General features: G+C 70.7%; 20 protein-coding genes, 1 tRNA gene and 1 pseudogene. 7 read left to right on the top strand and 15 right to left on the bottom strand.

Annotation, left to right across the window (positions count from 1 at the left end):
• Positions 1 to 429: 429 nt before the first annotated feature.
• From pafA to HMPREF9062_RS07170, 8 genes are all read right to left on the bottom strand, one after another.
• The gene (pafA, locus tag HMPREF9062_RS07205) at positions 430 to 1,857 is read right to left on the bottom strand and encodes a Pup--protein ligase (RefSeq protein WP_009749430.1); all 1,428 of its coding nucleotides are present in this window, start codon (positions 1,855 to 1,857) and stop codon (positions 430 to 432) included.
• Positions 1,854 to 2,033, bottom strand: coding sequence for a ubiquitin-like protein Pup (locus HMPREF9062_RS07200; RefSeq protein WP_034253922.1), 180 nt, complete (start codon positions 2,031 to 2,033; stop codon positions 1,854 to 1,856). The genes pafA and HMPREF9062_RS07200 overlap by 4 nt, the downstream gene beginning before the upstream one ends.
• A gap of 46 nt (positions 2,034 to 2,079) precedes the next feature.
• On the bottom strand, positions 2,080 to 3,831 hold the full coding sequence (locus HMPREF9062_RS07195; RefSeq protein WP_009749428.1) for a proteasome accessory factor PafA2 family protein: 1,752 nt from the start codon (positions 3,829 to 3,831) through the stop codon (positions 2,080 to 2,082).
• Complete coding sequence (arc, locus tag HMPREF9062_RS07190) at positions 3,828 to 5,624, bottom strand: proteasome ATPase (RefSeq protein ID WP_009749427.1); 1,797 nt, start codon at positions 5,622 to 5,624, stop codon at positions 3,828 to 3,830. The genes HMPREF9062_RS07195 and arc overlap by 4 nt, the downstream gene beginning before the upstream one ends.
• Positions 5,617 to 6,798: a tRNA (adenine-N1)-methyltransferase gene (locus HMPREF9062_RS07185; protein ID WP_009749426.1), complete on the bottom strand. Its 1,182-nt coding sequence runs from the start codon at positions 6,796 to 6,798 to the stop codon at positions 5,617 to 5,619. Before HMPREF9062_RS07185 ends, arc begins: the two co-directional genes overlap by 8 nt.
• A 127-nt stretch (positions 6,799 to 6,925) precedes the next feature.
• Entirely contained in the window at positions 6,926 to 7,825 is a 900-nt protein-coding gene (locus tag HMPREF9062_RS07180; protein ID WP_050795264.1) for a methyltransferase domain-containing protein, read from the bottom strand.
• 191 nt (positions 7,826 to 8,016) lie between these two features.
• Positions 8,017 to 8,832, bottom strand: a complete 816-nt coding sequence (locus tag HMPREF9062_RS07175; protein WP_253270679.1) for a polysaccharide deacetylase family protein — start codon at positions 8,830 to 8,832, stop codon at positions 8,017 to 8,019.
• Positions 8,833 to 8,900: 68 nt separating this feature from the next.
• Entirely contained in the window at positions 8,901 to 10,019 is a 1,119-nt protein-coding gene (locus HMPREF9062_RS07170; RefSeq protein ID WP_009749423.1) for a site-2 protease family protein, read from the bottom strand.
• A gap of 335 nt (positions 10,020 to 10,354) precedes the next feature.
• Between HMPREF9062_RS07170 and HMPREF9062_RS07165 the strand changes: the two genes are divergently transcribed.
• From HMPREF9062_RS07165 to HMPREF9062_RS07150, 4 genes are all read left to right on the top strand, one after another.
• Complete coding sequence (locus tag HMPREF9062_RS07165; protein WP_034254835.1) at positions 10,355 to 11,170, top strand: PD-(D/E)XK nuclease family protein; 816 nt, start codon at positions 10,355 to 10,357, stop codon at positions 11,168 to 11,170.
• 627 nt (positions 11,171 to 11,797) lie between these two features.
• Positions 11,798 to 12,946: a YeeE/YedE family protein gene (locus HMPREF9062_RS07160; RefSeq protein ID WP_009749419.1), complete on the top strand. Its 1,149-nt coding sequence runs from the start codon at positions 11,798 to 11,800 to the stop codon at positions 12,944 to 12,946.
• Positions 12,947 to 13,019: 73 nt separating this feature from the next.
• Entirely contained in the window at positions 13,020 to 13,241 is a 222-nt protein-coding gene (locus HMPREF9062_RS07155) for a sulfurtransferase TusA family protein (protein WP_009749418.1), read from the top strand.
• A 48-nt stretch (positions 13,242 to 13,289) separates the two neighbouring features.
• Positions 13,290 to 14,264 carry an aldo/keto reductase gene (locus tag HMPREF9062_RS07150; RefSeq protein WP_009749417.1) on the top strand — a complete coding sequence of 325 codons (975 nt, stop codon included), beginning with the start codon at positions 13,290 to 13,292 and terminating at the stop codon, positions 14,262 to 14,264.
• A gap of 580 nt (positions 14,265 to 14,844) precedes the next feature.
• Here HMPREF9062_RS07150 and HMPREF9062_RS07140 read toward each other — a convergent pair.
• Positions 14,845 to 15,168, bottom strand: coding sequence for a hypothetical protein (locus HMPREF9062_RS07140; RefSeq protein ID WP_009749415.1), 324 nt, complete (start codon positions 15,166 to 15,168; stop codon positions 14,845 to 14,847).
• Positions 15,169 to 15,178: 10 nt separating this feature from the next.
• Positions 15,179 to 16,297, bottom strand: a complete 1,119-nt coding sequence (locus HMPREF9062_RS07135; protein ID WP_009749414.1) for an FAD-dependent oxidoreductase — start codon at positions 16,295 to 16,297, stop codon at positions 15,179 to 15,181.
• 227 nt (positions 16,298 to 16,524) lie between these two features.
• Here HMPREF9062_RS07135 and HMPREF9062_RS07130 point away from each other — a divergent pair, with 227 nt between their 5' ends.
• Positions 16,525 to 18,267, top strand: a complete 1,743-nt coding sequence (locus tag HMPREF9062_RS07130; RefSeq protein WP_009749413.1) for a pyruvate dehydrogenase — start codon at positions 16,525 to 16,527, stop codon at positions 18,265 to 18,267.
• 248 nt (positions 18,268 to 18,515) lie between these two features.
• Here HMPREF9062_RS07130 and HMPREF9062_RS07125 read toward each other — a convergent pair.
• From HMPREF9062_RS07125 to HMPREF9062_RS07105, 5 genes and pseudogenes are all read right to left on the bottom strand, one after another.
• Positions 18,516 to 20,055: pseudogene (locus HMPREF9062_RS07125) on the bottom strand (MFS transporter).
• A 1-nt stretch (position 20,056) separates the two neighbouring features.
• Positions 20,057 to 21,226, bottom strand: a complete 1,170-nt coding sequence (locus tag HMPREF9062_RS07120; RefSeq protein ID WP_009749409.1) for a bifunctional GNAT family N-acetyltransferase/nucleoside triphosphate pyrophosphohydrolase family protein — start codon at positions 21,224 to 21,226, stop codon at positions 20,057 to 20,059.
• 161 nt (positions 21,227 to 21,387) lie between these two features.
• Positions 21,388 to 22,656 (bottom strand): MFS transporter, encoded by a 1,269-nt coding sequence (locus tag HMPREF9062_RS07115; protein WP_034254832.1) that lies wholly within the window; start codon positions 22,654 to 22,656, stop codon positions 21,388 to 21,390.
• Between the two features lie 81 nt (positions 22,657 to 22,737).
• Positions 22,738 to 22,825 (bottom strand) — tRNA-Leu (locus HMPREF9062_RS07110).
• A gap of 101 nt (positions 22,826 to 22,926) precedes the next feature.
• Positions 22,927 to 23,784, bottom strand: coding sequence for a D-hexose-6-phosphate mutarotase (locus tag HMPREF9062_RS07105; protein WP_009749407.1), 858 nt, complete (start codon positions 23,782 to 23,784; stop codon positions 22,927 to 22,929).
• A gap of 73 nt (positions 23,785 to 23,857) precedes the next feature.
• Here HMPREF9062_RS07105 and HMPREF9062_RS07100 point away from each other — a divergent pair, with 73 nt between their 5' ends.
• Both HMPREF9062_RS07100 and HMPREF9062_RS07095 read left to right on the top strand, forming a co-directional pair.
• Entirely contained in the window at positions 23,858 to 24,547 is a 690-nt protein-coding gene (locus HMPREF9062_RS07100) for an HAD hydrolase-like protein (RefSeq protein ID WP_009749406.1), read from the top strand.
• 138 nt (positions 24,548 to 24,685) lie between these two features.
• Positions 24,686 to 25,960, top strand: a complete 1,275-nt coding sequence (locus HMPREF9062_RS07095) for an AI-2E family transporter (protein WP_009749405.1) — start codon at positions 24,686 to 24,688, stop codon at positions 25,958 to 25,960.
• Positions 25,961 to 26,021: the final 61 nt, after the last annotated feature.

Below are 26,021 nucleotides of genomic sequence, written 5' to 3'. Positions count from 1 at the left end.
CGGCTTCGGCCCCCCCGTCAGAACCCCGCTGTGTCGAGGCAGACGGCCCGGGCGGCGCTGAGTCCGGCGTCGACGCGACCTCGCCCGAGTCCGGCGCTCGGGGGCCCGGCGTATGCGCGCCCGCCGCCGGGGCGGGCCCGCTCGGGCGGATCTCGACCGGCGCGGGGCGGACCCGCAGGCCCTGCGCAGGATCCGGTCCGGTCCGATCCGCAGCGTCCGCCGCATCGGCAGATGCATGGGCGGACCCGGAATCATGGGGGTCACGGGATTCGTCGGCAGCGTCGCGGGCACGCTCCAACTCGCGCCTTTGACGACGCGTCAGGGGCCGCCCGTCAGCTCCCAGCCGGGGCAGACGGGTCGTCTCGTCGGAGAAGGGCGAGAAGGTGGTCATCGGACTCTCCAGTGTGCCGGATGCGTGGGTGCAGTATCTCAGGTGCCGACGAGTGGGCCCCCGTCGGCGTCCTCCATGGCCGCGATGAGGGCGTCGACGCGTTCGTCGACGGCGCTGAAGGGATCACGCAGGGCGACGGGCGGCGTGCGTCCGTCGTCCAAACGCAGATTCACCCAGTCCGCCGACAGGTCGCGGCGCAGATCCCGGGCACGTCCTATCACGGCGCCGCGCAGATGAGCGCGGGTCGTGGCCGGCGCAGTGGTCACGGCGGCACGGCAGGTCTCCTCCCCGACAAGGCGTCGCATCAGCCCGGCCCCCTCCAGCCTGAGGCGCAATCCCCGACTCGGACTCACGTCGTGGTAGGCCAGGGCCAGGCGCGTCAGGCGCGGGTCGTCCAACTCGGCGCCCGTGCGCTCTGCGTAACGGGCCAGGAGCTGGTGCTTGGCCGCCCAGTCCAGGTCCGCGGCCACGTCCTGGGGCGTGCCCGCGCGTACGGCGTTCAAGCCCCGCTCCCACAGGTCGAGGACCCGACGCTGCAGGTCGGTCAGATCCAGATTCCGCGCGTGCTCGCTCACCCGGGCCAGATGCTCGGCCTGCAGGTCCACCGGGGTGATGGTGCGGCCGTCGGCCAGCTCCAGGGCGACCGCACCGGTCAGATCGTGACAGGTATCGCGGATGGCCTTCATAGGGTTGGCGAGTTGAAGATCGACGAGGCGGCCGCCCTTCTCCAGGTAGTCCAGAAGAAGATCCATGGCGCCGACCTTGAGCAGAGTGGAGCTCTGAGCGATATTGGAATCCCCGACGATGACGTGCATGCGCCGATAAAGCTCAGCGTCGGCATGCGGCTCGTCACGGGTGTTGATCAGGGGACGCGAGCGGGTGGTCGCCGAGGAGACGGCGTCCTCCATCTGGTCGGCGCGCTGGGAGAAGACGTACCGGGGCCCGTGGACCGCATCACCGGGCAGGACGCGCCCGGCGCCAATGAGGATCTGGCGGGTGACCAGATGGGGCACGAGGGTGCGCGCGTCGTTCCAGAAGCCGCCGCGGCGGCGCACGAGATAGTTCTCGTGGCAGCCGAAACCGGCACCTCCGGCATCGAGGTTGTTCTTGAACATGTGGATGCGACCGGGCACCCCCCGGGCGGCCAGGCGGTCGGTGGCCCGTTCGGCGAGATCGGCCATGATCAGCTCCCCGGCCCGGTCCTGGGCCAGGAGATCGGCCAGGCCGTCACACTCGGCGGTGGCGAACTCCGGGTGGCTGCCGACGTCGAGATAGAGGCGGGCCCCTCCGCGGGTAAAAATATTGGAGGAACGTCCCAGCTGCACGACGGGATCGAAGAGCTCGCGAGCGGCGTGGTCGGCGTCCAGGGGCGGCGCACCGCCCGTGGTCGAGGCGCAGGTGATGCCGTACTCCGTCTCGACGCCGATGATCCGCCGCGCCGGCCGCCGCGGGGGCGGCACCGTCACTGACCGCCCTTCTGGACGAACCCCTGCACGAAGGCCGCCGCATCGGTCTCCAGGACGGTGTCGATCTGGTCGAGGATGTCGTCGACGCCACCGGCGACCCGCTCCTGGCCGCTCGTGTCGGCGGCCCCGTCGTCGGCGGACCCCCCGGTAGGCTGGATCTGCTCGTGGATGCTCATAGTGCCTCCTGACTGGTGGAGGGCGCCCTCCGACGCCCCGATGAGCTCAGTCTCCCCCCGAGCGGCGACGTGTCCCAATCGTTATCGTGATCTGGTCGAGCATGTCGGCGACCTGCTCGGGATCGGCGCGCACGTCGTCGGGCAGGGCAAGGCGCAGCAGGCGCTCGCGGTCAGGCAGGTCGAGCACGAGGCTCGTCCAGGACGCGGCGACGACGGCGCCGTCACGGGCCACGGCGGCCCCGCGGATGGCGGCGCGCGTGCCGGGCGGCGGGTCGCCCGCGGCGGCCTCGGCCTCGGCGTCCGCGATGAGCCTGCGAGTGCGACCGGCTGCGATGAGCCTATCGGCGATGCCATGACCTGCGCGCAAGTCCGCCCACCGGATGTCGAGGGCCGCCAGGCGCGGGTCGTCCCAGCCGGCGTTCGTTCTCATCCGCAGAGCGTCGCACAGTTGCTTTTTGGCGATCCACTCCACGAGTGCGGCAGCGCGCGCAGTGGCCCCCGGCCCGCCAGGCGTGCCCTGCGCGGCTGCGTAGCCCTCCAGGACCGACAGCGTCTCGTCCCACAGGGCGATGGCGGCGGCGGTCTCCTCCCCCACGTGCCCGGGCTCTACGCCTCCGTAGTCCTCACAGAGGGCCCCGACGACCGCCGCCAGATGGGCGCGCTGGATCTCCAGGGCAGTCATCGGGCCGCAGGCCGTGGCCAGGGCGTGAGCCAGGGCGGTGTCGTGGGAGACCGCCCAGTGCTCCTCCACCGGGTCGCCCGTCAGGCGCACGCGTCCCAGCGCGCCGAGACGCCGACCCCGCGCCGAGGCGCGCTCGAGATACCACAGGAGAAGGTCGGTGGTGGCGATCTTGAGGTAGTCGGGCACATCGAAGCGGTTGGCGTCGCCGTTGATGACGTGGAGGCGGCGGAAACGGGACGCGTCCGCATGGGGCTCGTCGCGGGTGTTGACGATCGGACGGTTGAAGGTGGTCTGCAGACCGATATCGGTCTCCACGTAGTCGGCGCGCTGGCTGATCTGGAAGCCGGGACGCTGGGAGCGCTGACCGATGCCGACGCGGCCGGCTCCGACGAGGACGGGGCGCGTGACGAGGAAGGGGATGAGGGCCTGCACCAGGTCGTCGAAGACCAGGTCGCGGCGCACGAGGTAGTTCTCGTGACAGCCGTAGGCCGCGCCCTTGCCGTCGACATTGTTCTTGTACAGGACGACTTCGCCGTTCGCCGCGCCCCCGGGGCCGTCGGCCAGAGCGCTCATGGCACGGCGCGCGATCAGCTCACCGGCGCGGTCCCACACGACGGCGTCACGAGGCGTGAGCACCTCCGGCGAGGAGTACTCGGGGTGGGCGTGGTCGACGTACAGGCGAGCCCCGTTGGTCAGGACCACGGTGGAGGCGCGCGGGAGGGCCGCCTCGGCCGCGCTGGGGCGGGGCCTGGTCCCCCACGGCGCGGGCGGAGGGTCCGCAGGCCGCTCGGCCTCAGGGATGTCGCCGGCCGGAGCGAGGCGGTTCGGATCATCGGTGAGCAGGCTCGGATGAGCGACGGCGCGGTCGAGGCGACCCCCGCGCAGGTCGGCGAGAGGGTCCTCGCCCTCGTAGTCCCAGCGCACCGCCCCTGCGGGGGAGCCGTCAGGCCCGTTGACGCCGGGCCGTGAGACGGCTCCGTAAGCCTCGACGATCCGGCTGGCCATGACGACCGCATTGGCGTACGGGTTGCCGGGCTCGAGGACTCCGAGCTCCGTCTCGATGCCGACGGGCCGCACAACCGGGCCCTGCACCGGTGGCGTGCGCGTCTGACTCATACGTCCTCCCTCATGTTCTCCCGCGGCATCCGGGCGGACGCGGCAGTCAAATTCCGCACCGAGCGGACTGTCTCGTCGCGACGGCCTATGAGCCGGGCCCAATCCCTCGGGCCGGTGGCGCCGGTGATCTCCTCGTTCTGCCGGGACTCCACGGCGATGGCCTCCAGCAGACGAGGAGTCGAGATTCCTCCGCTCCCGCCGTCCAGCTCATCTTTGATGGCAGCGGTCTTGGCGCGTGCGACGACAGCGGCGAGCATGGCGCCGCTGACCAGGTCGGCGAGGTGAAGAATCTCCCGCCCACCGGAGGCGTAGGCGACCTCCAGCACTTCGGTGGCGGGAGTGCGGGCGTACAGGGCTCGAACGGTGGCCCGGCGCATGGTCTCGGCGGCGGTCTCGCGATCTCCACCGGCGGCGGCCAGCTCGGACGGGTCGAGCGGCAAGTCGGCCGTCAGGTGCTTGGCCAGGACTTGTCGGGCGCCCTCGGCGTCGGGTCTGCCGATCCGGATCTTGATATCGAGGCGTCCGGGGCGCAGTACGGCCGGGTCGATCATGTCCTCCCGGTTGGAGGCCCCGATGATGACGACGTTGCGCAGCGACTCCACACCATCGATCTCCGCCAGGACCTGCGGAACGATCATGGTCTCGACGTCGGAGGACACCCCCGTGCCGCGGGTGCGGAAGAGCGCCTCCATCTCGTCGAAGAAGATGACGACGGGTCGGTCTTCGGCGGCGACCTTGCGGGCCTGCTCGAAGATAGCGCGGATCTGCCGCTCGGTCTCGCCGACGAATCTGCTGAGCAGTTCGGGACCCTTGATGTTCAAGAACGCGGCGGACGGCGTTCTCCGCGCCCCGGCGGACGCCGACGAACCGGCCAGGGACGTGGCCACGGCCTTGGCGATGAGCGTCTTCCCGCAGCCGGGAGGGCCGTACAGGAGAAGTCCCTTGGGGGCGCGCAGGCCGTAGGAGCGGTAGAGGTCGGGATGGGTGAAGGGCAACTCGAGAGCGTCGCGGACCTGCTCGATCTGGGAGCCGAGGCCCCCGATGTCGTCCCAGGAGACGTTGGGGGCTTCGGCGACGACGAGCTGCTCGACACTCGTGCGTTCGACCAAGGCCGTGGCCAGGCCGGCCCTCAGGTCCGCGGCCAGCGTGTCGCCGGGGCTGAGGGCCTCGGCGTCCAGGCGGCCGGCCAGGTGGAGGATGCGGGTGGCTCCGCTGCCGGTCGTGACTAGGGCTCGGGGGGCGCGGGAGCCGGACGAGACGAGGACCTCCTCCACGGTGACGGCCTCGCCGGTGTCGGGAGCGGGCAGGGCGTCGACGACCAGCATCCGGTCGTTGACGGCCACCAGCTGCCCCACTGCCAGATCCCGGACGTCGATGCTCGCGTGCAGACCCAGACGCATAGGTCGTCCGGAGAGCATGACGTCGACCTCCGCGGGCCGGTCGACGTCTTCGATCTCGACGTCGACGCGTGGATGAGAAATGGTGCGCTCATGGGTGTCGTACCCACCCGCCCGGCCGGGGCTGTCCAGACGCGCCCGGTCCTCGCTCGGCCGGTCGGCGCCGTGCCGCCTCCCCCCGGCGGGAATGCCGGTCAGGAGTGCGAAGGTGACCGGCGGCAGTGTGACGGAGTCGAGCTGGGTACCCAGCTCGACGATGCGTTCGCGGGCCTCGGTGAGCGCGGCGACGAGGCGCTCGTTCTTCGCGGCCAGGCTCACCGCCTCGGCGCGGGCCTCGCGCAGCTGGTGACTGGTGAAGTCGCGTGAGGACGTGCCCGGGCTCCGGCGCTCAGACATCGGACCGCACCCGCTCGTCGTCGGCCGATCCGCAAACGCCGGGCAGAACGGGGGTGGCATCCTCGGGCTGCTTGGCGAGACTGTCACGCAGGACTCGTCGGACCTTGCGGTCGGTGCTTGTGCGCTCCCCCACCTCCTCGGGCGTCCAGTATCCGCCGTCGTCGTAGGCGCCGCGGGCGGGCGGGCGCCGACGGGTCAGCGGGCGGGAGCCGGCAGCCAGGCGACGGGCGGTCAGGAGGAAGCCGGTATGGGCGACCATGCGGTGGTCGGGGCGCACGGACAGGCCGTCAACGTTCCAAGTGCGCACCATCGACTCCCAGGATTCGGGCTCGGTGAACATCCCAGAGTGGCGCAGGGCCTCGACAGTGCGGGAGAGCTGGGTCGTCGTGGCGGAGTAGACGACCAGTACCCCACCGGGGATGAGTACGCGCGCCGCTTCGACGATGTTCTCCCAGGGGGCGAGCATGTCCAGCACGATGCGGTCGACGTCGGCGTCGGGAACGCGAGCGGCGGTGACGTCGGCGAAATCACCGGTGCGCAGCTCCCAGGCGGGATGATGGCCCCCGAACCAGGAGTCGACGTTGGACGCGGCGATCCGGGCGAAGTCCTCGCGCCGCTCGATGGACAGCAGGCGGCCGGTTTCCCCGATGGCCGATAGGAGACTCATGGTCAGCGCTCCGGAGCCGACCCCGGCCTCCAGGACGCGGGCGCCGGGGAAGATGTCCCCCATAGCGACCACCTGGCCGGAGTCCTTGGCGTAGACGACCTGGGCGCCCCGGGGCATGGACAGGACGTAGTCGGCCAGCAGCGGACGCAGCAGGAGCAGCTCATGGCCGGATTCGGTGGTGATGACGGTGCCCTCGTCCAGGCCGACGACGTCGCAGTGGCGGAAGCCGCCGCGACGGGAGCGGAAGCAGCCGTGCGGGTCGAGTCGGAAGGTGTTCCTGGTGCCCTTGGTGTCGGTGACCTGGACGCGCTCACCGTAGCGGAAGGGACCACGGCGACCGGCCTGCCCGAGGGTCTCCTGGACGCCGGACCTCGGGGGGTGCTCCGACGCGGACGGTGCGGTCCTCGTCGGCTCCACGGGCTCATCGGCACCCGTGATCGTCGAACCGGGGCCGATGGCTCCGGCGCCATCGGCCCCGACGGGTCCCGGACTGCGCTGCTCACTCATCACGGCGAGTCTAATGAGTCCTCCCGGCGGATCGCTCGACCGTTCATCGGAGCGACGGCCCTCCTGAGACCCGTCGGACGGGGCGGGGCACGGGTCCGTCGTCCACGGCTCGAGTCCCCGGGGGCGCTCAGGCCGGCTCGTCGGCGCCCTCCGACGACGGTGCCGGGACGGCCTCCCCGCCGCCCCGGCGCGCGACGACGAGCAGCTGGAGCGGGAGCATCTCGCGCATCACCGGGTCGGTGAGGCGGTAGCCCTCCCGACAGGGCTCCATGAGATCCGGCCAGCGGCACCAGGCGGAGACGCGCGACTCGGCGACCTCGTCCAGGACGAGTCCGGCGCGGAGGAGAGCCGTGAGGACCTCCCCCACCGCGTGGTTCCACTGGTGGTTCCGGGTATGGGCGATCGGCGGGGTCCCATCGGGCGCGGCGACGTAGGAGCCGTCGTCCTCCCAGGTCATGGGCTCGGGCTGCTGGAAATAGGGCTCGTGGAGGGTGAGCCCGTGGGCGGTGTCGTCCCCCACGGCCATGAGAACGGGGTGATCGTCACGCAGCAGCAGGCGACCGCCCGGGCGCAGGAGGGAGGCGATGACGCTCGCCCACGCCTCGACGTCCGGCAACCAGCACAGAACGCCGAGAGTGGTGTAGACGAGGTCGAAGGAGCCCGTGACGACGGCGCGGGCGTCGTAGACGTTGGCCTCGACCAGCTCGATGCCGGCTCCGGCGCGCGCGGCCAGGGCCCGGGCGCGGCGCAGCGACTCCGGGGAGAGGTCGAGGCCGACGACACGGGCCGCCCCCAGCCGTGACAGAGAGATGGTGTCCAGGCCCAGGTGGCACTGGAGGTGGATGACGTCGAGACCGGTCAGGTCGCCGAGGAGCTCGGTGTCCCGGGCGACCTCCCGGGTGATGGCACCGGGCGAGGCGAGGAGCTCGGCGATGCCGTAGCCGCTGGCCTCGTGAAGAGCCGCGCGGTCATCCCAGTTGGCGCGGTTCTCCGCGAAACGAATGGCCTGATCAGACTGCGATGTCATGAATGGCGCCGCGGAGGATGCCGTCGTGGGCGCCGACTGCCCCATCATGAAAGAAGCCTATACGGACGCGGCCGCGCGGGCGCGCTCCGGCGTCCGGCGCGGTGACCGGGCGGCCTCCTCCGACCGACCGCCCGGCGCAGGCCGGCAGGAGCCGGCGACCACGGTGCAATCATGGCGTGGTCATGGCGTGGTCACGGTTCGATCACGGTGCCGATGCCGCCTGCGGCGCCCTCCAGCATTCGACTGCCGGTCACGAAGGCCAGTCCTCGCGCCTGCAGCGCGGCGATCGACTCGCCCAGGGTGCGCAGCAGCTCTTCGCTGGGCTGGCTGCGCCCGTCGTGGCACAGGATCACCGAACCAGCATGAGCCGCGCCGGCCGCGTCCGCCGCAGCCTGCGCCGTCGGCGTGTGCTCGCTCCACAGCAGGACGTCCAGCCCTCGTTCGGCCGCCACCATGAGAGCGGGAGCGTCGACGCGGCCGTAGGGCGGACGCCACAGGCGTGGTGCTGACGCCCCGGCGTCCTCGATCGCCGCGATAGTCCGGTCCACCGAGTCCCGCAGCTCGCCGACCTCCACCCCGTAGACATCGGTGTGCGCCCAGTTGTGAATCGCAACCTCGTGCCCGGCCTCCGCCTCACGGGCGACGAGCTCGGGGTGAGCGGTCACCGCCTCGCCTAGCACGAAGAAGGTCGCGGGCACGCCCAGGTCGGCGAGAATGTCGAGAACGAGCGGCGTCCAGCGCGGGTCGGGGCCATCATCGAAGGTGACGCAGGCCCGGGCGCAATCGGACGCGCCCTGGAAGAGGACGCGGACCGCATACCGGCCCGGTTCATCGGGCCGCGGCGCCACGCGCGCCGTGGGCGACAAGTGGGTGTCGGAATAGCGGACGGCGCCCGCTCCGGCCCCGCCGCCGACGGCGAGCGCCGCCGCGCCCGTCAACCCCACGCGCAGAAGACCGCGCCGGCCGGTGCTCTCCGGCGGATCGGCGGCGGGTACGGACGTGGGCACGGCGCAAGCGTAGGCCGGGACGGCCGACATGGCTTCATCCCGTCCCGGCCCCGAGGCAGGGGCGGCCGTCACCGCGCCCCGGTGGGCACGGCGCCGGTCATGCGGCCGTCCTCGATAACGATCAGCCAGCGAGACACAGAACGTGCACGCTTGAGGGCGTCGGCAGCGGGCCGACCGGTGAGCTCGTCGCTGACGGCGGCCGCTGGAAGCGCGGTGCAGACCTCGCTCGCGGCTGCAGACCCTTGGGACCCCTGCGGCAGGGCGAGCTCGCCCAGGCCGACCTCGTCGATGACGCCCAACAGCACGGGGCCATCCACGACCAGCACGACGGCGGCCCGCCCGCTGAGTTCGACACGGACGCGATCGACGGTCGCCGCCGCCTCAACCACTGCCACCGGGCGCATGAGTGGACGCAGGTCGAACCGCTCCGCCGCTCGATCCCCGCCCGCGAGCCCGAGAACCCGCCACGACGTCGAGGCGATCGGCCAGGCGACCATGACGACCAGGATCAGGGAGAAGGAATCGGGTTGCGAGCCGTGAGCCACCAGCGGCTCCAGAACCCAGCGCCAGAGGATGCCGGCGACCAGGAGCAGGCCTCCGACGGCGGCGACCCGCCGGCCCGCCTGCGGCCGCCCGGTGAGCTGGGCGATGAGGGATGCCAGGGCGTGCCCTCCATCCAGCGGCAGCGCCGGCAGAGCATTGAAGACGGCAAGAGCGAAGTTCACCCAGGTCAGTGCCGAGATGGCCACGTGCACCGGGGCCGAGACGATGCCTCCGCCGCCCAGCAGTGCACGGCCGGCCGCCCACAGGGCGAGATTCGCCGCCGGCCCGGCCAGCGAGGTGACGACGTCCTTCCACGGCGCCCAGGCCCGAGACGACCCGAAGGTCGTGCGCCCGCCCCACAGGTAGAGCTCGTAGCGCACGGGCCGTCGCCCCAGAACGGTGCCCGCCAGGCCGTGGGACAACTCGTGGACGAGGACGCTGAGCCCCACGCCCAGCACCGTGCCCGCCACGGTCACCAGGACCACAGGGGCGCCCAGGCCCAAACGCGCCAGGGTGGAGGACACCGGGGGATACCAGGATGCGGCGATGAGCAGGCCCAGCAGGAGCGAGGTCGGGGAGACGACGACGGGTGCGGCGCCAATCCGCCCGAGCACCCAGCCTTGGGGCGTGGAGGCAGGCGACATGTCCGTGAGCCTAACCGGCCTGGAGGGGAGGGCGGGGCAACCTCCGGTCGACGACTCCGAGACGCCACCGCCTCGAGACGCGAAGCCATCGGAACGGGCGGCGGGAAGCGCACGAACGCCCGCAGGACGCACCGATGACGGCTACCTGTGGACAGCTGCACGGGCACATCGACCGAGCGGGGTAGGTTCGTTCCGTGAGCGAGAACATCACATCAGCGCCCTCGACCGTCTCGGCCGCCTCGTCGGCCGAGGTACCCGGGATATCGGAGCGGGCCGCCCGGCCCCGCACCACCGGGCCCGCAGCGGGCCGCGCTCGCCGCTCCGGCCGAGCGGCGCTGTCGCCGTCGCGCGCCAAGGACTTCATGCAGTGCCCGCTCATGTTTCGTCTGCGCACGGTGGATCGCCTCCCCGAACCGGGTTCGCTGGCCACGCACAAGGGCACCCTCGTCCACGGCATCCTGGAACGACTGTACGACCTGCCCGCCCGCGAGCGCACCCGGCGGGCGGCCCTCTCCATGCTCCCCTCCCAATGGGAGGCGCATCGGGAGAAGAACCCCGTCGTCATGAGCCTGTTCGAGGACCCGGCCGCGGTCGGTCCGTGGCTCGGCGAGGCGGAGAGCCTCATCGACTCCTACTTCCGGATGGAGAACCCCACGCGTTTGGAACCGGCCGAGCGCGAACTCTTCATCCAGACCGAGACTGGCGACGGTCTGCTGCTACGCGGATTCATCGACCGCCTCGACGTGGCCCCCGATGGGGCGATGCGCGTGGTCGATTACAAGACGGGCCGCTCCCCGGGGCCGAGGTTTCAGTCCGAGGCGTTATTCCAGATGCGCTTCTACGCCCTGGCGCTGTGGCGTGCGCGCGGCCGTGCGCCGCGGCGCCTGCAGCTGCTCTACCTCAGGGACGGCCGTACTCTGACCCATGATCCGCGCCCGCCCGAGCTCGAGGCGACCGAGACCAAGGTCGCCCGGATCTGGGATGAGGTCGAGGAGTGCGCCACCACTGGCGAGTTCGTCCCTAGACGCTCGCGACTGTGCGACTGGTGCGCCTACCAGACTCAGTGCCCGATCTTCGGCGGCGCCACCCCGCCGCTGCCGCGAGAGGGGCTGGAGCGGCTGCTCACCGCCCGCCGGTGCACAGCGGCCTGAGGCGCCGCGAACTCGACGCGAAACCCGAACAGGGCGGCTTCCGGTGATGCCGTTGGAACCATTTGGAACCATGCAGACGCCATCCGAGGCCGTCCCCCGCCCGCGCCATCTCCTGTGCACTCTGCGCTCCCACTGCATCTCGGGTTCCCACGCACCGTCTCACCCGGTGGAATCCTCTGGCCGTCGCACCGATCGCGATTCTATGGTGCTGACGGAACTGCCCGACGTGTTCCGCGGTCGTCAGGACCGCGTCCGGACCGTACGGCCGCTTCACGTCCTTAGTCCATCGGAGATTCTCATGAGCCGTCAGCCGCTGATCACGCCCCGTCGCATCATGCGCGGAGCGTCGTGCTGTACGCGCAGCCTGGTCGGCGGGCGCTGAGGCTGCCGAACATCTACGGCATCCCTCCCCCTTCCGGCGATACGGCGCAATGGCGTGCGTCGATCAGCCGTCTTCGACCAGGCCCCCGCCCCATCCCCTCGTCACGGGCGCGGGCGCGTTAGGCGCACCCGGGCTCAGAAGCGGTCTGCGCCTCATCCTCTCCCCGGATCCGATGCGCCCGCCGGCCCACTGGGCCCACGAGTCCGTGACCGCTCCAGGTCTCAATGACCGGAACAGGACCATTCATGCTCTTTACCGGACTTCTCGTCGGGGCCGCACTCGGCCTCGTCCTCCAACGCGGACGTTTCTGCATCACCGGCGCGTTCCGGGACCTGTGGGTCTCGCACTCCCCACGCTGGTTCATCGCCTTCCTGCTCGCGATCGCCGTCCAGGCTCTCGGCGTCGCGCTTCTGACCGCTCTGGGCGTGATCGCTCCTGAAGTCCCGCGCCTGTCCGTCATTGCGACGGTGCTCGGCTCCTTCCTGTTCGGGGCGGGCATGGTGCTGGCGGGCGGGTGCGCCACCGGCACGTACTACCGCGCCGGCGAGGGGCTCGTCGGTTCCTGGTTCGCCCTCGCCGCCTACGCCCTGTCCGCGGCCGCGGCCAAGAGCGGGGTCCTGGCACCCGTAACGCAGCATCTGAGGCGTGCGTGGACCACCGGACTGACGACGCTGCCCGCCGCCGTCGGGCTGCCCGACTGGGTCGGGGCCATCGTCCTGGGCGTCGTGGCGGTGTTCGCCGTGCACGCCCAGCTGCGCCGTGAATCGGCCCGCCGGCCGGCCATGGCGCTGCCGGCGCAGCGCACGGGGGTGAGCCGTCTGCTGTTCGAACGCGCATGGAATCCCCTGACGACGGGCGTCCTGGTCGGGATCGTCGCAGTCATCGCCTGGCCGGCCTCCTGGGCGAGCGGGCGGCATGACGGGCTGGGCATCACCACGCCGTCGTCGAACCTCGTGGGTCTCCTGGTCACCGGTGACCGCTCGTGCCTGGACTGGGGCGTCCTGCTCGTCGTGGGCATCCTGGTCGGCTCCTATCTGGCGGCCAGGGCCTCGGGCGAATTCCGCGTGCGAGTCCCCTCGGCGCAGGTGATCCAGCGCTCGATCGTCGGCGGCGTCCTCATGGGCGTCGGCGCGGCGTGGGCGGGCGGCTGCTCGATCGGCAACGCGCTGGTCCAGACATCCCTGCTGTCCTGGCAGGGCTGGATCGCACTCGCGTTCCAGATCCTCGGGGTCGGGGCGGCCGCGTGGGTCACGATCATCCGACCGCGCGAGCGCCGCCGGAGGGCCCGGGCCCTCCGGCGGGAGGAGCCCCAGGAGGCGTCCGCGGCCTCGTCCGCCCTCACCGGCGCCCCCGCTCTCCCGGCGCGCCCGGTCTCCCCCGCCCGCGCTCGCTGACGCCGTCACCCGGCGACGCGTCAGTCAATATTCCGACCCAATTCCGACCCACCAACCAGTCCAGGAGGCGATCATGCGCACTGTTCTTCGCACCGAGGGGCTCGTATGCCCCTTCCCCGTCATCGAGGCCGAGGAGGCGATGGCCGACCTGGTCGACGGCGACGAGCTCGTCATCGGCTTCGATTGCACCCAGGGCACCCAGTCGCTGCCCGCGTGGGCGACCGACAACGGCTACACGGTCACCGACTTCGTCAGGACCGGCGAGGCCAGCTGGTCCATCACCGTGCGCAAGTAGGGACACGCGCAAGCGCAGTGGACCGCGGGACCGTTTACGGTTGTCCCCATGGAACACAGGAAGCTCGGCAGCACAGGGCTGCGGGTGTCGTCGGTGGGGCTCGGCACGATGACCTGGGGACGCGACACCGACGAGCTCGAGGCCAGGGACCAGCTCGACGTCTTCCTCGACGCCGGCGGCACCCTGGTGGATACCGCCGCCTCCTACTGCGAGGGCTCCGCCGAGGAGGTCGTGGGCACTCTGATGACCGACCATGTCGACAGGCGCGAGCTCGTGCTGGTCTCCAAGGCCGGGGTGCGCACGTGGCGCACCGGAGCTCGTGCCACCGTCGCGGACGCCTCACGGGGCGCGCTGCTCGACACCCTCGACGACTCTCTGGCGCGTCTGGGAACCGACCATCTCGACCTGTGGCTGGTGCAGGTCCCCGACCCCACCACTCCTCTGGAGGAGACCGCCGACGCCCTGCGTGCGGCGGTGGTCTCCGGCCGCACCCGCTACGTCGGCGTGTCGAACCACCCGGCATGGGCCTCGGTGCGCGCAGCCGACCTGCTGTCCTGCGCAGGCCCGGGGCTGGCCGCGGTCGAGGTCGAGTACTCCCTGGTGTGCCGCGGTATCGAGCGCGAGCTCGTCCCGGCGGCCGACGCGCTGGGCTTCGGGGTGCTCGGCTACGCCCCGCTGGGGCGGGGAGTGCTGACAGGCCGCTATCGGGCCACCACGCCTCCGGATTCGCGCGGCGCGTCTCCGCATCTGCGGTCCTATGTGGCGCCGTACCTCGGGGAGCCCTACGTCGGCGTCGTGGAGGCAGTAGCCACGGCCGCCACGGGGCTGGACCGCAAGCCGGTGGAGGTGGCCCTGGCCTGGGCCCGGGACGCCCCGGGCGTGACGGCCGCGATCGTGGGCGCACGCACACCCTCCCAACTGCGGGGGGCTCTATCGAGCGACGACCTCGTCCTGCCCGCGCAGATCCGTCACGCCCTGGACGAGATCACGGCGATCCGCACGGGATACCCTGAACGGTTCTGACCCGCGCACCGGGCGCGACAGTGCGGGTGCGGCGCCGATCCGGCGGGCGCCCGAACGACCGGGCGGGGACCGCTCACCTCCACACCAGGGCGACGCGGCGGCCCCGATCTCCTCGTCGAGATGGCGGTCGGTCAGGCAGGTCCATCCACCTACCCCAGGATCTCCTCCGCCACGGTCTGGCTCGCGTTGGCCCGGGCCTGCGCAGCGGTGTTGAAGGAGGTGCCAGGATTGTGACGCGGCTGGTGAGGGTGTCGGTCACGGTGGCCGAGGACCAGCCACCGCCCGCCGCCTGGTGGGTCGCGGCGTCAGTCGCGGACGCGGAGGAGGCCGACGCCGAGGACGCCGTGACGCTCATGTCGATGGTGGGGACGCCGCCCGAGGACACATCCGACGGCGGGAGAGCAAAGACACCTGGGCTCCGATCCTGGTCAGGCAACAGAGTTTATGAAAGGCAAGCCTAAACTAAATTCGCGTCGCCGCCACCAGATGTCTCACAAGATGGCTGAGAGCGCCCCTGCCCGAGCAGGTGCGCGCGGGCTCCCGCCGTCCACTACAGCAACCGCACGCCCGCGAGCGGGGATCAATCCTCGTACTCGTTCTCATCGTCGTCGCCGTCACCGTCGTCGAACTCGCCCTCGTCATCGCCCTCATCGCCGTAGTCGTCCTCGTCATCGTCCTCATCGCCGTCCAGGTCGTCGTCCCCCTCGGAGTCGACGATGTCGAAGGGCAGCTCGATGTCGTAGGCGGTGAACAGGGCGTCATCGTAGGTGAAGAAGGCGTTCTGGAGGGCGTCCTCGGAGGCGATCACGGCCGGCGACAGCTCGTCGCCGGTGGCGGCCGCGTCCAGGTGCGCCTCGAAGGCGGCGATGAGTCGGTTGAGCGCAGACCGCGGGTCGTTCGTCATGCAGTCCACACTACCGGCCCGGACGAGGTCGGCGCACCGGTGGTCTCCCCAGAGCCTTGGCGACGTAGCCGAGGAAGAGGTCCTCGCCCTTCATGCGCGCCGTCTCCTCGGGGCCGACGACGACGCGTACGCCGTCACGCAGCACCTGGGCCGCTCCCCCGTCGGGTCCCAGCGGGAGCACGACGTGCTCGGGCTTGGGCGCATAGGTCGCCTCGGGGGATCCGCCCTCGATGAGCGAGCGGATGTTGGCCGCGACGACCCCGGCGTGGGCCAGGGCCGCATCAGCGCGCTTGGTCTCGCGCACGTCCGTGACGTCTCCAATGGCCCACACGCCGGGGTGGTCGACGACTCGCAGATGATCGTCGACCCGGATGGTGCCGTCGTGGTGGCGGATCTCGTCGTAGTCCTCCCCCAGGAAGCCCGTGGCCGCCGAGGCGCCGTAGGCGCGGAACCACAGGTCCGCTTCGAGCTGGCGGCCGGCGGCGGTCATCACCCGGAACGGCGAGAGGACTCCCGGATCCACCGGCGGCAGGGAGGCCAGGGCGTCGCCGGTGATGATCTCGACGTCGCGCTGAAGGAGCTGGAAACGGATGGCCTCACGCAGCTCGGGCTTGTAGTCCCGACCGTGAAGGATGTCGGGACCGGACTCCAGGAGTGTGACGGCGATCGTCGGGAATGCGGAGGTGATCTCCCCGGCCAGCTCGATGCCGACCTCTCCGGCGCCGGCGATCAGGACCTGCTCGGAGTGCTCGAGGTTGACGTGGGCGCGCTCGATACGGGCCTTGGCGATGACCGAGGAGGACTCCAGGTGCTTGGCGGGAAACGGGTAGGCGGTCCCGGTGGCGAGCACGAGGTGGTCGGCCTCGAGATCACCGTGCCCCGTCACCGAGACCGTGGTGCCCCCCACTCCCAGCGCGGTGCCGTGCACGACGCGTCCGCGTTTCAGAAGTGCGTCGTAGGGCAGGAAGAGCCTCTCGGCCCACTCGCGGTCGACGGTAGCGCGCAAGGCGGCTGCGTGGTTGACGAAGGTGTCCTTCTGCTCGACGAGGGCGACCTCGCAGGCGTCGTCGAGAGCCTTGGCGACGGCGATACCGCCATATCCGCCCCCAATAATGGTGACGCGAGTCATATGTGTGTCCTTCCGGTTCGCGGTACGAGGTGTGCAAGGCGGGGTGCGCAAGATGGTGCGCGATGCGGTCGAGGCGCTGGGGCCATCGTGCCATGAACGGACAGTCTCATCAGTGACAATGGATCACACTTCCTAGGTCCATAGTCCTACATGACGTAGTGTGGCGTCCTCGCTAACGTCGGCGGCCCCTCGATCCGCCGTCACGCATCCCAGGGAGAAGCACACGCATGAACGTCGCCGAACAACTCGTCGCCCAGCTCGTCAATGCCGGTGTCCACCGCATCTACGGCATCGTCGGGGACTCTCTCAACCCTGTCGTCGACGCCGTGCGCAAGACCGGCGGTTCCGCCAAGGGCGGGATCGACTGGGTCCACGTGCGCCACGAGGAGGCTGCCGCCTTCGCCGCGGCGGCCGAGGCCCAGCTGACCGGGAAGCTCGCGGTGTGCGCGGGCTCCTGCGGCCCGGGCAATCTCCACCTCATCAACGGTCTGTACGACGCCCAGCGCACGGGCGCTCCGGTCCTGGCCATCGCTTCGCACATCCCCAGCGTCCAGGTCGGCGAGTCCTACTTCCAGGAGACCCACCCGGACCGCCTGTTCAACGAATGCTCCGTGTACTGCGAGCTCATCTCCACCCCCCAGCAGGCTCCCCGCGTCGTGACCTCCGCCATTCGCCACGCGGTCGCGCTGGAGGGGGTCAGCGTCATCACACTGCCGGGCGACGTCTCCAACGAGAAGGCCGTGGCTCACGCTCCGGAGTACTCCCCCGCCCGCCGCGCGACCCTCGTCCCCAACCCGGCGGATGTCGAGGAGGTCGCCGAGCTGCTCAACAGGTCCAAGAAGGTCGCGATCTTCGCCGGCGCCGGCGTCAGGGGCGCGCACGACGAAGTCGTCTCCCTGGCCGATACGCTCAAGGCGCCGATCGGCCACTCGCTGCGCGGCAAGGACTTCATCCAGTACGACAACCCCTTCGACGTGGGCATGACGGGCCTGCTGGGCTACGGTGCCGCCGCCGAGGGGATGAAGGACGCCGACGTCCTGCTCCTGCTCGGCACCGATTTCCCCTACGACCAGTTCCTGCCGCGGACTGCGACCGTCCAGGTGGACAACCGCGCGCAGAAGCTGGGACGGCGCACCGACGTGTCCTACGCGGTCCACTCCGATGTCGCTCCCTTCGTCAAGGCGCTCCTGCCCCGCATCGAGGCGAACCGCTCCGACGCGTTCCTCAAGGCGCAGCTGAAGAAGCACGCCAAGATCATGAAGGCGACCGTGGGCTCCTACACGCGCAAGGCCGACAGGCTCAAGCCCATCCACCCCGAGTACGCCGCCCACGTGCTCAACGAGGTCGCCGCCGATGACGCGATCTTCACCGCGGACACCGGCATGTGCAATGTGTGGACCGCCCGTTACATCGACCCCCTGGGCACCCGACGGCTCATCGGTTCCTTCCTGCACGGCTCCATGGCCAACGCCCTGTCTCACGCGATCGGGGCGCAGGTCTCCCATCCGCATCGTCAGGTCATCTCGGTGTCCGGCGACGGCGGCCTGTCGATGCTCCTGGGCGAACTGGTGACCGCCCGCATGCACAACCTGCCGCTGAAAGTCATTGTTTTCAACAATTCGACGCTGGGCATGGTCAAGCTCGAGATGCTCGTGGGCGGCCTGCCTGATTTCGGCACCGACGTCCACGACGTCAACTACGCGGGCGTAGCCGAATCCATCGGTTTCCATTCCGAGCGCGTCGACGACCCGAGGAACCTGCGCGAGGCCTTCCAGAAGGCCTTCGACGTCGACGGCCCGGCACTGGTGGAGATCATCACCGACCCCAATGCCCTGTCGCTGCCGCCGGAGATCACGGGTGAGCAGTTGATCGGTTTCGCCACAGCGATGAGCAAGATCGTCCTCAATCGCGGCGCGGGCGAGGCCGTGAGCATGGCGACCTCCAACATGCGCAACATCCCGCGCTTCTAAGACGGGGTCGAGCACACCTCCGGGCGCGCGTCCGGGCGTCCACGGCCTTCCACCACATCAGCAGCGGATCCTACGCGATCGTCCCGATGGGATCCTCGCGCGCGGACGTGGCAGACGATGCCGCTGCGCGTGAACCCGCGCTGCTCGGCGGCAGCCTCGAAGGTCAGCCCCCAGTCGGCTCGCCCACGCGCCCGATGGCGGCCCGGGCCCCGACACGACGCGCTCCCGGTTGGACCGACACGCGGCGCTCAGCGCTCCTCGACCGGGTCGAGCGGGTCTGCGGCGGGCACATACCGCCAAGCCATGGCGCCGGCCAGCAGGAGGATCGCTGCGGCGACGACCGCCGTCATCTGCATGGCCTGGGTGAAGGCGTCCCGCGCCTGGGACAGCAGCTGCGCCTGGTCGGGCGCGAACGCGTCCACAGCCCCGGACAGGTTCGCCAGGGACTGACGCGCGGCGTCGGCGACACGGTCCGGAACGTCCGCGAAGCTCCGGCCGATCAGAACGCGGTAGCCGACGTCCTGAATCGTGCCCAGAACCGCGATCCCCAGAGCGACACCGAGTTCGAGACCCGTCTCGGAGATAGCGGAGGCGGCTCCGGCCCGGTCCGCCGGCACCGAGCCGAGAACCGCGCCGGTGGAGACCGTGAAGGCCAGCCCGAGCCCGGCGCCGATGACGAGCAGGCCGACGCAGATGAGGACGATTCCTCCCCAGGATTCTGCCACCGCCACGACGATGAGCCCTGCGGCGGCCATGATGAGCCCCTCCCCGAGCGCTCGGCCATTGCCGAGACGCCGCACCGTCGTGGACACAACCGCGACGACGGCGATGGAGGCCAGAGACGCCGGTATCTCGGTCATGCCCGCCCGAAGAGTGGGATAGCCCCGCACCAACTGGAGGTACTGGGAGAAGAAGTACAGCAGTCCGGATAGGGCGAAGACCGCCAGAACAGTGGCGACAATGGCTCATGTGAACGCCGGGCGCTTGAAAAGGTCGATGTCGATGAGAGGGGCTGTCAATGCGCGCTGACGCCGCAGGAAGACCCCTCCGGCGGCGATCCCTGCGAGCAGGGAGACGGAGGAGAGAACCGTCGGGCCGTCGTGGGCGAAGACCTTGATGGCGTAGATGACGGGCATGATCGCGGTGGCGGACAGGACGGCGGAAACCAGATCAATCGGTATGCCCTTGTCACTGCGGGACTCGGGCAGGAGCCACAGCCCGCCGAGCACCACGAACACCATGACGGGGACAGACGGGGACATTGATGAGGAAGACGCTGCCCCACCAGAAGTGCTCCAGCAGGGCCCCGCCCACCAGCGGCCCCAGAGCTGTACCGCCCGAGCTGCCGGCCGACCAGATGGCGACGGCGGCGGCGCGACGGCGGGCATCGGGGAAGATGCTGCGGATAAGGGAGAGGGTGGAGGGCATGATCGTGGCGCCGCCGACGCCCAGCAGGGCCCGTACGGCGATGAGAGCGCCGGCGTTCGGCGCGAAGGCGGCCAGGACGCTGGAGATCCCGAATCCGGTGGTGCCGATGAGCAGAAGACGTCGCCGCCCGATGCGGTCGGCGACGTTGCCCATGGTGATCAGCAGGCCGGCCAGGGTGAAGGAGTAGATGTCGCCGATCCACAGCAGCTGACTGGCAGTAGGACTCAGATCGGCGCTGAACGAAGGTATCGCCAGGGCGAGAACGGTGGAATCGACGGCGAGAAGGGAGACCGCCGGAGTGAGGACGGCCAGGGCGGCCCAGTCGCGCGGACGCGGAGGCGTCGACACGCGGTCTCGCATGTCAGCGCTCCCGGGCCCTGGAGGAGATCCCCAGCACGCCGACGATGTCCGGAGGGAAGTAGCCCGGCCCCTTGAGGACCTTGCCGTCTTCGCGGTAGATCGGCTTGCCGTCGGCGCCCAGCTTGGACATGTTGGAGCGCTGGACCTCGGCCAGGACCGCTGCCAGATCAATGCCGGTCTCCAATGCCATGCCGTAGACGACGTAGACGAGATCGGCCAGGGCGTCCGCGGCTTCCACGGTGTCGCGTCTGCCGTCATCGGCGGCTGCGGCCCGCTCGTAAGCGGCCTCCACCTCGCCGCGGGCGACCTCCCCGTAGACGGCGCCGACGAGCTCGGCGAACTCCTCGGCGATCAGGCTCATGCGCATCGTGAGGCTCTCCCGCTCCAGACCGGGGCCGTCGGTGCGCACGGGCAGTCCGTAGACGTGGTGGAAGCGGCGCACGAGGGCCTCGGGGTCGTCCCCCTCCCGTTCGCCGACGCCGTCCGCGTCCACGAGCGGGGTGGCGGCGCCTCGGGTGTGGGAGGAGCCGGCCGCTCGCCCGCCGACGGTGACTGGACCGTCCCAGGGGGCCACTGGCCGGCGCGGGTCGCCGGGGAGGAGCGTGCCGACCCAGCCGTCGTGAAAGGCGCCGTCGTTGGCGAGGAAGGAGCGCACCCGCCCCTCCCGGCGGAAGCCCAGCCCCCAGGCCACGCGCCAGGACGCCCAGTTGGGCACGCCGGCGTGGATGTCGCAGCGCCACCGCAGGGCGACGGCGCGCAGCGGGCCGTCCGGGTCGAAGGCCGTCTCGATCAGAGCGCGAACGGCGCGGGAGACGATCCCCCGTCCCCGGGCCTCGGGAGCCAGCCAGTAGCCGATCTCCCAGGTGCCCTCCGCCTGCCCGGCAGTGCCCATCATGCCCACGAGGACGGTGCCGTGCGGACGCTCCTCGCGCACGGCCCAGTTCAGGTCCCTGCCGCTCTCCCAGCCTCTGACGACTGCTCCGGTCACGAAACTCTCGGCGTCGGAGCGGGCGTAGCCGCGCGGGAGGGTGGTCCACTCCTGGATATCGGGGTCCCGGCAGATCACGGCGATCCGGTCGATATCGGCCTCGGTGGGGACGGACAGCAGGAGCGCGGGCGAGGGCTCGCCACCCCGTTCGTCGGCGGGGATGCGGATCTCGAAGGGTTCCATGCCCGGCGATCATAGCCCGCCCGGTACGGGCGGCGGTTTCTCGGCCGGGAAGTCGCGGATGAGTGAGCACCGCCCGCTCCGCCCCGCCCTCCTGGTGCGAGGCCGCCGACGCGAAGGCGCAGGCGCACCGCCCTGGAAACGGTTTGCACTGCTGCGAGACGTCAGGAGAGCGCACCTTCACCCGCATGCGCCCGTGCGCGTCCGGCCCCGCGCAGCACCGGCCAGCTCACCAGAAGGACCGCACCGCCCAGAAGCCCGTAGACCAGAGCCGCCCGGGTTCCATGGGCGTCAGCGAGCCGGCCGACGATTGGTGGACAGATCACCATGATGAGCCGTGACAGCCACGACACGATCGTCAGACCCCGGCCCGGGCGCAGGCCGGGGACGTCGTCGGCGGCCGCATAGGCCACGGGAACGGCGACGGCGCAGCCTGCACCGGCGACCCCCATGCCCGCGAGGGTGCCGGGCACGCCGGACGTGACGAGAGCCAGGGCCATGCCCGCGACCACCAACGCGCCGCCCCCGCCGATCACCGCGCGCGCCCCGAGCCGGTCGACGACCGCATCGCCCACCAGGCGTCCGAGGATCATAATCGTTTGCAGGCAAACCATGCCCATGCCCATGGCGCCGGGCGCCGCCCCCCGCTCGGCCAGCAGCAGCGAGGACCAGTTGCCGGCGACATCCTCGGGGAACATGGCAGCGGCACACATGAGACCCAGCACGATGACGACGCCGACGGCCAGCGGGCGGGGGTACCGGTCTCCCGGTCGCGCGGACCGCGCCCCGACGAGACCGGCGGGGTCGGGCTCGCGCACGGTCCCCGCTCGGTCCCGGGAATCGGGCCCCGGGATCGTCCACGGCAGGGCGGCCGCGCAAACGACGGTTAGCAGCACGAGGACGCCGGCCATGTGCAGCCCAATGGGAACGCCCGCACCGGCCACGGCCTGCCCCATCGCGGCCCCGAGCACGGCGCCCAGGCTCCAGGCCGCGTGGAAACTCGTGATGATACTGGAGCCCCACCGGCGCTCCACACGCAGGCCGTGCGCGTTCTGGGCGACGTCGACGACGGCATCGGTGCCTCCGACCCAGGCCATGCATAGAGCGAAGACCGCCCATGAACCGGCCAGACCGGCGCCAAGAAGACCCAGGCCGAGGACCATCATCCCCACCGAGGCCACCCGCGCGGAGGTGAACCGGGCGATGCACCACGAGGCCGCCGGCCCGGCCAGGATCGCGCCGATCGCGGAGAACATGACGGCCTGGCCGAAAGCGGCCTTGTCGATGCCCAGATGCGCGAGCACCTCGGGGTAGCGGGGCACCAGGTTGGAGAACCCCAAACCGTTGGCCAGGAAGGTGAGGCAGACGGCGATCCGCGCCTTGATGACGGGAGACGGGCGCCCCGTGACGGGGGCGGAGTCGGGGCGTGTCACGATAGGGCGGTCCTTGCTGTTGCGCACGACGGCACTTGATGACGAGGGCTCCGATCTCTCGATCGGAGCCCTCGCACCCGGTGTCCGAGGGGGGACTTGAACCCCCACGCCCGTTTCATTAGGCACTAGCACCTCAAGCTAGCGCGTCTACCTATTCCGCCACTCGGACACTGCTATCGCCATCCTTGGAAGGCGCACTCGCCGCAGCGACGCAGAGAAATCTAGCACGCCTCCGGCGCAGCGGAACAACTCACCCCCCGGTGCGGTCCGTCACAGGGCCTCGACTGCGATGGCGGCGCTCATCGACCACGACGCCCCCGGCTCGATCACGGGTGCATCTCGGCGCGCCGCCGCGGTCTCGACGCACACGAAGGAGGCGAACTCGTCGTCGGCGAGGTCGGCGAGCTCTGCGGCGCCCCGCGACCACGGGTTCCACACCACCGTCGTCGGCGAGCCCGTCCCCGTCACCACGATCATGCGGTCGTTACCGGGATCGGTCACGCGCACCGGCGCCTGGGAGCGGTACATGCGATCGATGGGGCCGGTGACCCTGACCGGACCCGTCTGCCGCCCCGAGGCGCCGGCCTCGGTGTAGTCGGCGCCCTCGAGACCGGTCAGAACGCAGGCGGTGACATCGTGCACGGCCACATAGGTGTGCAGCGCCGCCTCCACCAGCCGCGGCTCGACCCCCGTGTTGCGCAGGGACAGGGTCATGGTCAAGGTCCGCCCCACCGTCACCTCGTAGAGCACCGAAACGGCGTCGTGCTCCAGACTCAACAGCGCGCGCACGCCGCCGGCGCGCGTGGTCTCGACCGAGCGCAGCGTCCAGCTCATGATCCGTGCCCAGCCGTGCTTGGGGCGGGAGACGCCCCGGGGTCCCACGCTGAACCACGGCAGGCACAGGGGGACTCCGCCGCGGATGCTGGTCTCCCCGTCGAAGCGGGCCCGCCGGGAGGTGAACAGGACCGGCCTGCCGCCCTGAGGCGTCCAGGCGGTCACGTGCGCCCCGAAGAGGTAGAGCTCGGCGCTGCCAGTGGGCGCGTCGACTAGCAGACGCGGCTGGCCTCCTCGGCCCGCACTCAGGGCGGCGGTGCGCGGAAGGCGGGGGTGAGCGGCTTCAATAGTCATGGGCCCACGCTAGTAGGCTTGCACCGTCCGCTCCCCGAGTTCGAGCACCCGTTGAAAGTGAGCATTCGCGACCATGAGTCCCCCCTTCCGTCCCGCGCGAGGCTCAGCGGGAGAATTCTCCTCCGTCCTGCTCGACCTGGACGGTACTCTCACGGACTCGGCTCCCGTCATCCTCGCCTCCTTCCGCGCGACCCTGACCGATCTGGGCATCCCCGTACCCGACCGCAAGACCCTCCTGAGCTTCGTCGGGCCGCCCCTGGCGTCCTCCTTCAGGGACTACGCCGGGCTCACCGGCGAGACGAACGCCCGCGCCGTGGCAATGTACCGGTCCCATTACTGCGAGCGCATGCACGAAGCTCCCGTTTACCAGGGAGTGCCCGACCTGGTGCGGTCCCTGAGCCAGGCCGGAGTGCCGTTGGCGCTGGCCACATCCAAGCAGGAGCATCTGGCCCGGCAGATCATCGAACACACGGGGCTCGGCCCGTGCTTCACCGTCATAGCGGGGGCGACCGACGACGACCGCGGCGGAGCGAAGGCCCTCGTCATCACCCGTGCGCTCGAACTGCTGGCCGAGGCCGGAGCCAGTACGTGGCGGGCGGTGCACGTCGGCGACCGCCGCTACGATGTCGACGGCGCCCGGCAGGCCGGCGCGCAATGCATCGGCGCGCTATGGGGATACGGCGATGCCGCGGAGCTGGCGGGGGCGCAATGGCTCGCCGCCGATACCCGCGAGCTGGCCCGGCTCCTGGGGACGGAGGACTGAGGCTTGAGGCAGGACGAACCGCAGCGGAATACCCCGTCCCCCGCTCCGGCCCCGACCGAAGGGCCAGAGACCTCCGGCGGTACGGCCCCGAGCCCGACCGGCCGGAAGGCGGGCCCCCATCAGCCCCCCCGACTCGGGGTGGGGGCGCGTCTGCGCAACAGTCGCGCGGCCCTGTCGCGCACCATCGACCGGGCCGAGGAGGCGAGACGGACCGCACGAGCGGAGCAGTTGCGCTACGTGGGTGAGGAGTCATCCACCACCCGCGGCGGGTCGCCGTCAAAGACCGCCAGCGCCAGCGCGCGCGCCGCGGCCCTGGAGACGCTGCCTTCATGGCTGGTGCGCGGAGGGATCGGAGCCTGGCTGCTGCTCGGCCTGATCATCGTCATCGGGCTGGTCTTCTTCGCCACCTCCCGAATCATCCCGGTGTTCATCGGGGTGTTCATGGCTCTGGTCTTCACCGCCATCCTCCAGCCGCTGGTCACCCTGTTCACCCGGATCATGCCGCGCTTGCCCGCCACCTTCCTGGGACTGCTCACGGCCGTGGGCGCGGTGGCCGGACTCGTCTTCTACGTGGTCACCTCGGTCACCAGCCAATGGAGCACTCTGGCCACGCAGTTCTCCAACGGTGTGGACACGATCCTGGATTTCGTGGAGAACGGACCGCTCCCCCTGCACCTGACGGAGGCGGAGGTCATGGGGCAGGTCCAGCGCCTGGTCGAGCAGGGACAGGACTACGTGCAGTCCAACGCACCGGCCCTGGCCACCGAGGTGCTCTCGAATGCGGGCACGGTCGTCGACGTCTTCGCGGTACTGGCGCTGGCGATCTTCTCCACGATCTTCTTCCTCGCCTCGGGCGGACGCATGTGGCGCTGGTTCCTCAACGAGCTGCCCGCTCCCATGCGCGAGTCCGTGCACCGGGCGGCCGGGGCGGGGTGGTACACCTTCGCCGGCTACGCGCGAGGCACGGTGATCGTCGCCTTGACCGACGCCGTCATGGCGGGCGTCTTCCTGCAGATCGTGGGCGTCCCGCTCGCGGCGCCGCTGGCCGTGCTGGTGTTCATCGGAGCCTTCATCCCCATCATCGGCGCGCCCGCCGCCATGATCATCGCGATGGTGGTGGCTCTGGCCTCCAAGGGTTTCGTCACGATGATCGTCGTGGGTCTGGGGGTGGCCGGAATCGGCCAGATCGAGGGGCACATCCTCCAGCCGCTCATCATGGGTCGTCAGGTTTCCCTCCACCCGGTCGTCGTCATCATCGGCGTGGCGGTAGGCACGTACGCCGTGGGACTGCTCGGGGCGGTCGTCGCCGTGCCGCTGATCAGCGTGCTGTGGTCGGTCTACTCGGAGCTGCACGTCAAGGACGCCCCGGTGGTGGGCGAGCTTCCCGCCTACTCCGGTGGAAAGGAGGGCTGAGGGGACCGGCGGCGCCTCGGCCGTCGGCACCAGCCGCGACCGTCGGGCGAAGCGATGCCCT

Origin of the sequence: Actinomyces sp. oral taxon 448 str. F0400, assembly GCF_000220835.1 — a bacterium.
GTDB lineage: Bacteria > Actinomycetota > Actinomycetes > Actinomycetales > Actinomycetaceae > Actinomyces.
The sequence above is the reverse complement of the archived record's forward strand: the minus strand, read 5'-3'. Positions and strand labels throughout refer to the sequence as shown.

Bases quoted from the DNA above. Each gene is read 5' to 3' on its own strand.
- HMPREF9062_RS07200 (WP_034253922.1), bottom strand. From the start codon at position 2,033: ATGAGCATCCACGAGCAGATCCAGCCTACCGGGGGGTCCGCCGACGAC.
- HMPREF9062_RS07195 (WP_009749428.1), bottom strand. From the start codon at position 3,831: ATGAGTCAGACGCGCACGCCACCGGTGCAGGGCCCGGTTGTGCGGCCC.
- arc (WP_009749427.1), bottom strand. From the start codon at position 5,624: ATGTCTGAGCGCCGGAGCCCGGGCACGTCCTCACGCGACTTCACCAGT.
- HMPREF9062_RS07185 (WP_009749426.1), bottom strand. From the start codon at position 6,798: ATGAGTGAGCAGCGCAGTCCGGGACCCGTCGGGGCCGATGGCGCCGGA.
- HMPREF9062_RS07180 (WP_050795264.1), bottom strand. From the start codon at position 7,825: ATGACATCGCAGTCTGATCAGGCCATTCGTTTCGCGGAGAACCGCGCC.
- HMPREF9062_RS07170 (WP_009749423.1), bottom strand. From the start codon at position 10,019: ATGTCGCCTGCCTCCACGCCCCAAGGCTGGGTGCTCGGGCGGATTGGC.
- HMPREF9062_RS07160 (WP_009749419.1), top strand. From the start codon at position 11,798: ATGCTCTTTACCGGACTTCTCGTCGGGGCCGCACTCGGCCTCGTCCTC.
- HMPREF9062_RS07155 (WP_009749418.1), top strand. From the start codon at position 13,020: ATGCGCACTGTTCTTCGCACCGAGGGGCTCGTATGCCCCTTCCCCGTC.
- HMPREF9062_RS07150 (WP_009749417.1), top strand. From the start codon at position 13,290: ATGGAACACAGGAAGCTCGGCAGCACAGGGCTGCGGGTGTCGTCGGTG.
- HMPREF9062_RS07140 (WP_009749415.1), bottom strand. From the start codon at position 15,168: ATGACGAACGACCCGCGGTCTGCGCTCAACCGACTCATCGCCGCCTTC.
- HMPREF9062_RS07135 (WP_009749414.1), bottom strand. From the start codon at position 16,297: ATGACTCGCGTCACCATTATTGGGGGCGGATATGGCGGTATCGCCGTC.
- HMPREF9062_RS07130 (WP_009749413.1), top strand. From the start codon at position 16,525: ATGAACGTCGCCGAACAACTCGTCGCCCAGCTCGTCAATGCCGGTGTC.
- HMPREF9062_RS07120 (WP_009749409.1), bottom strand. From the start codon at position 21,226: ATGGAACCCTTCGAGATCCGCATCCCCGCCGACGAACGGGGTGGCGAG.
- HMPREF9062_RS07105 (WP_009749407.1), bottom strand. From the start codon at position 23,784: ATGACTATTGAAGCCGCTCACCCCCGCCTTCCGCGCACCGCCGCCCTG.
- HMPREF9062_RS07100 (WP_009749406.1), top strand. From the start codon at position 23,858: ATGAGTCCCCCCTTCCGTCCCGCGCGAGGCTCAGCGGGAGAATTCTCC.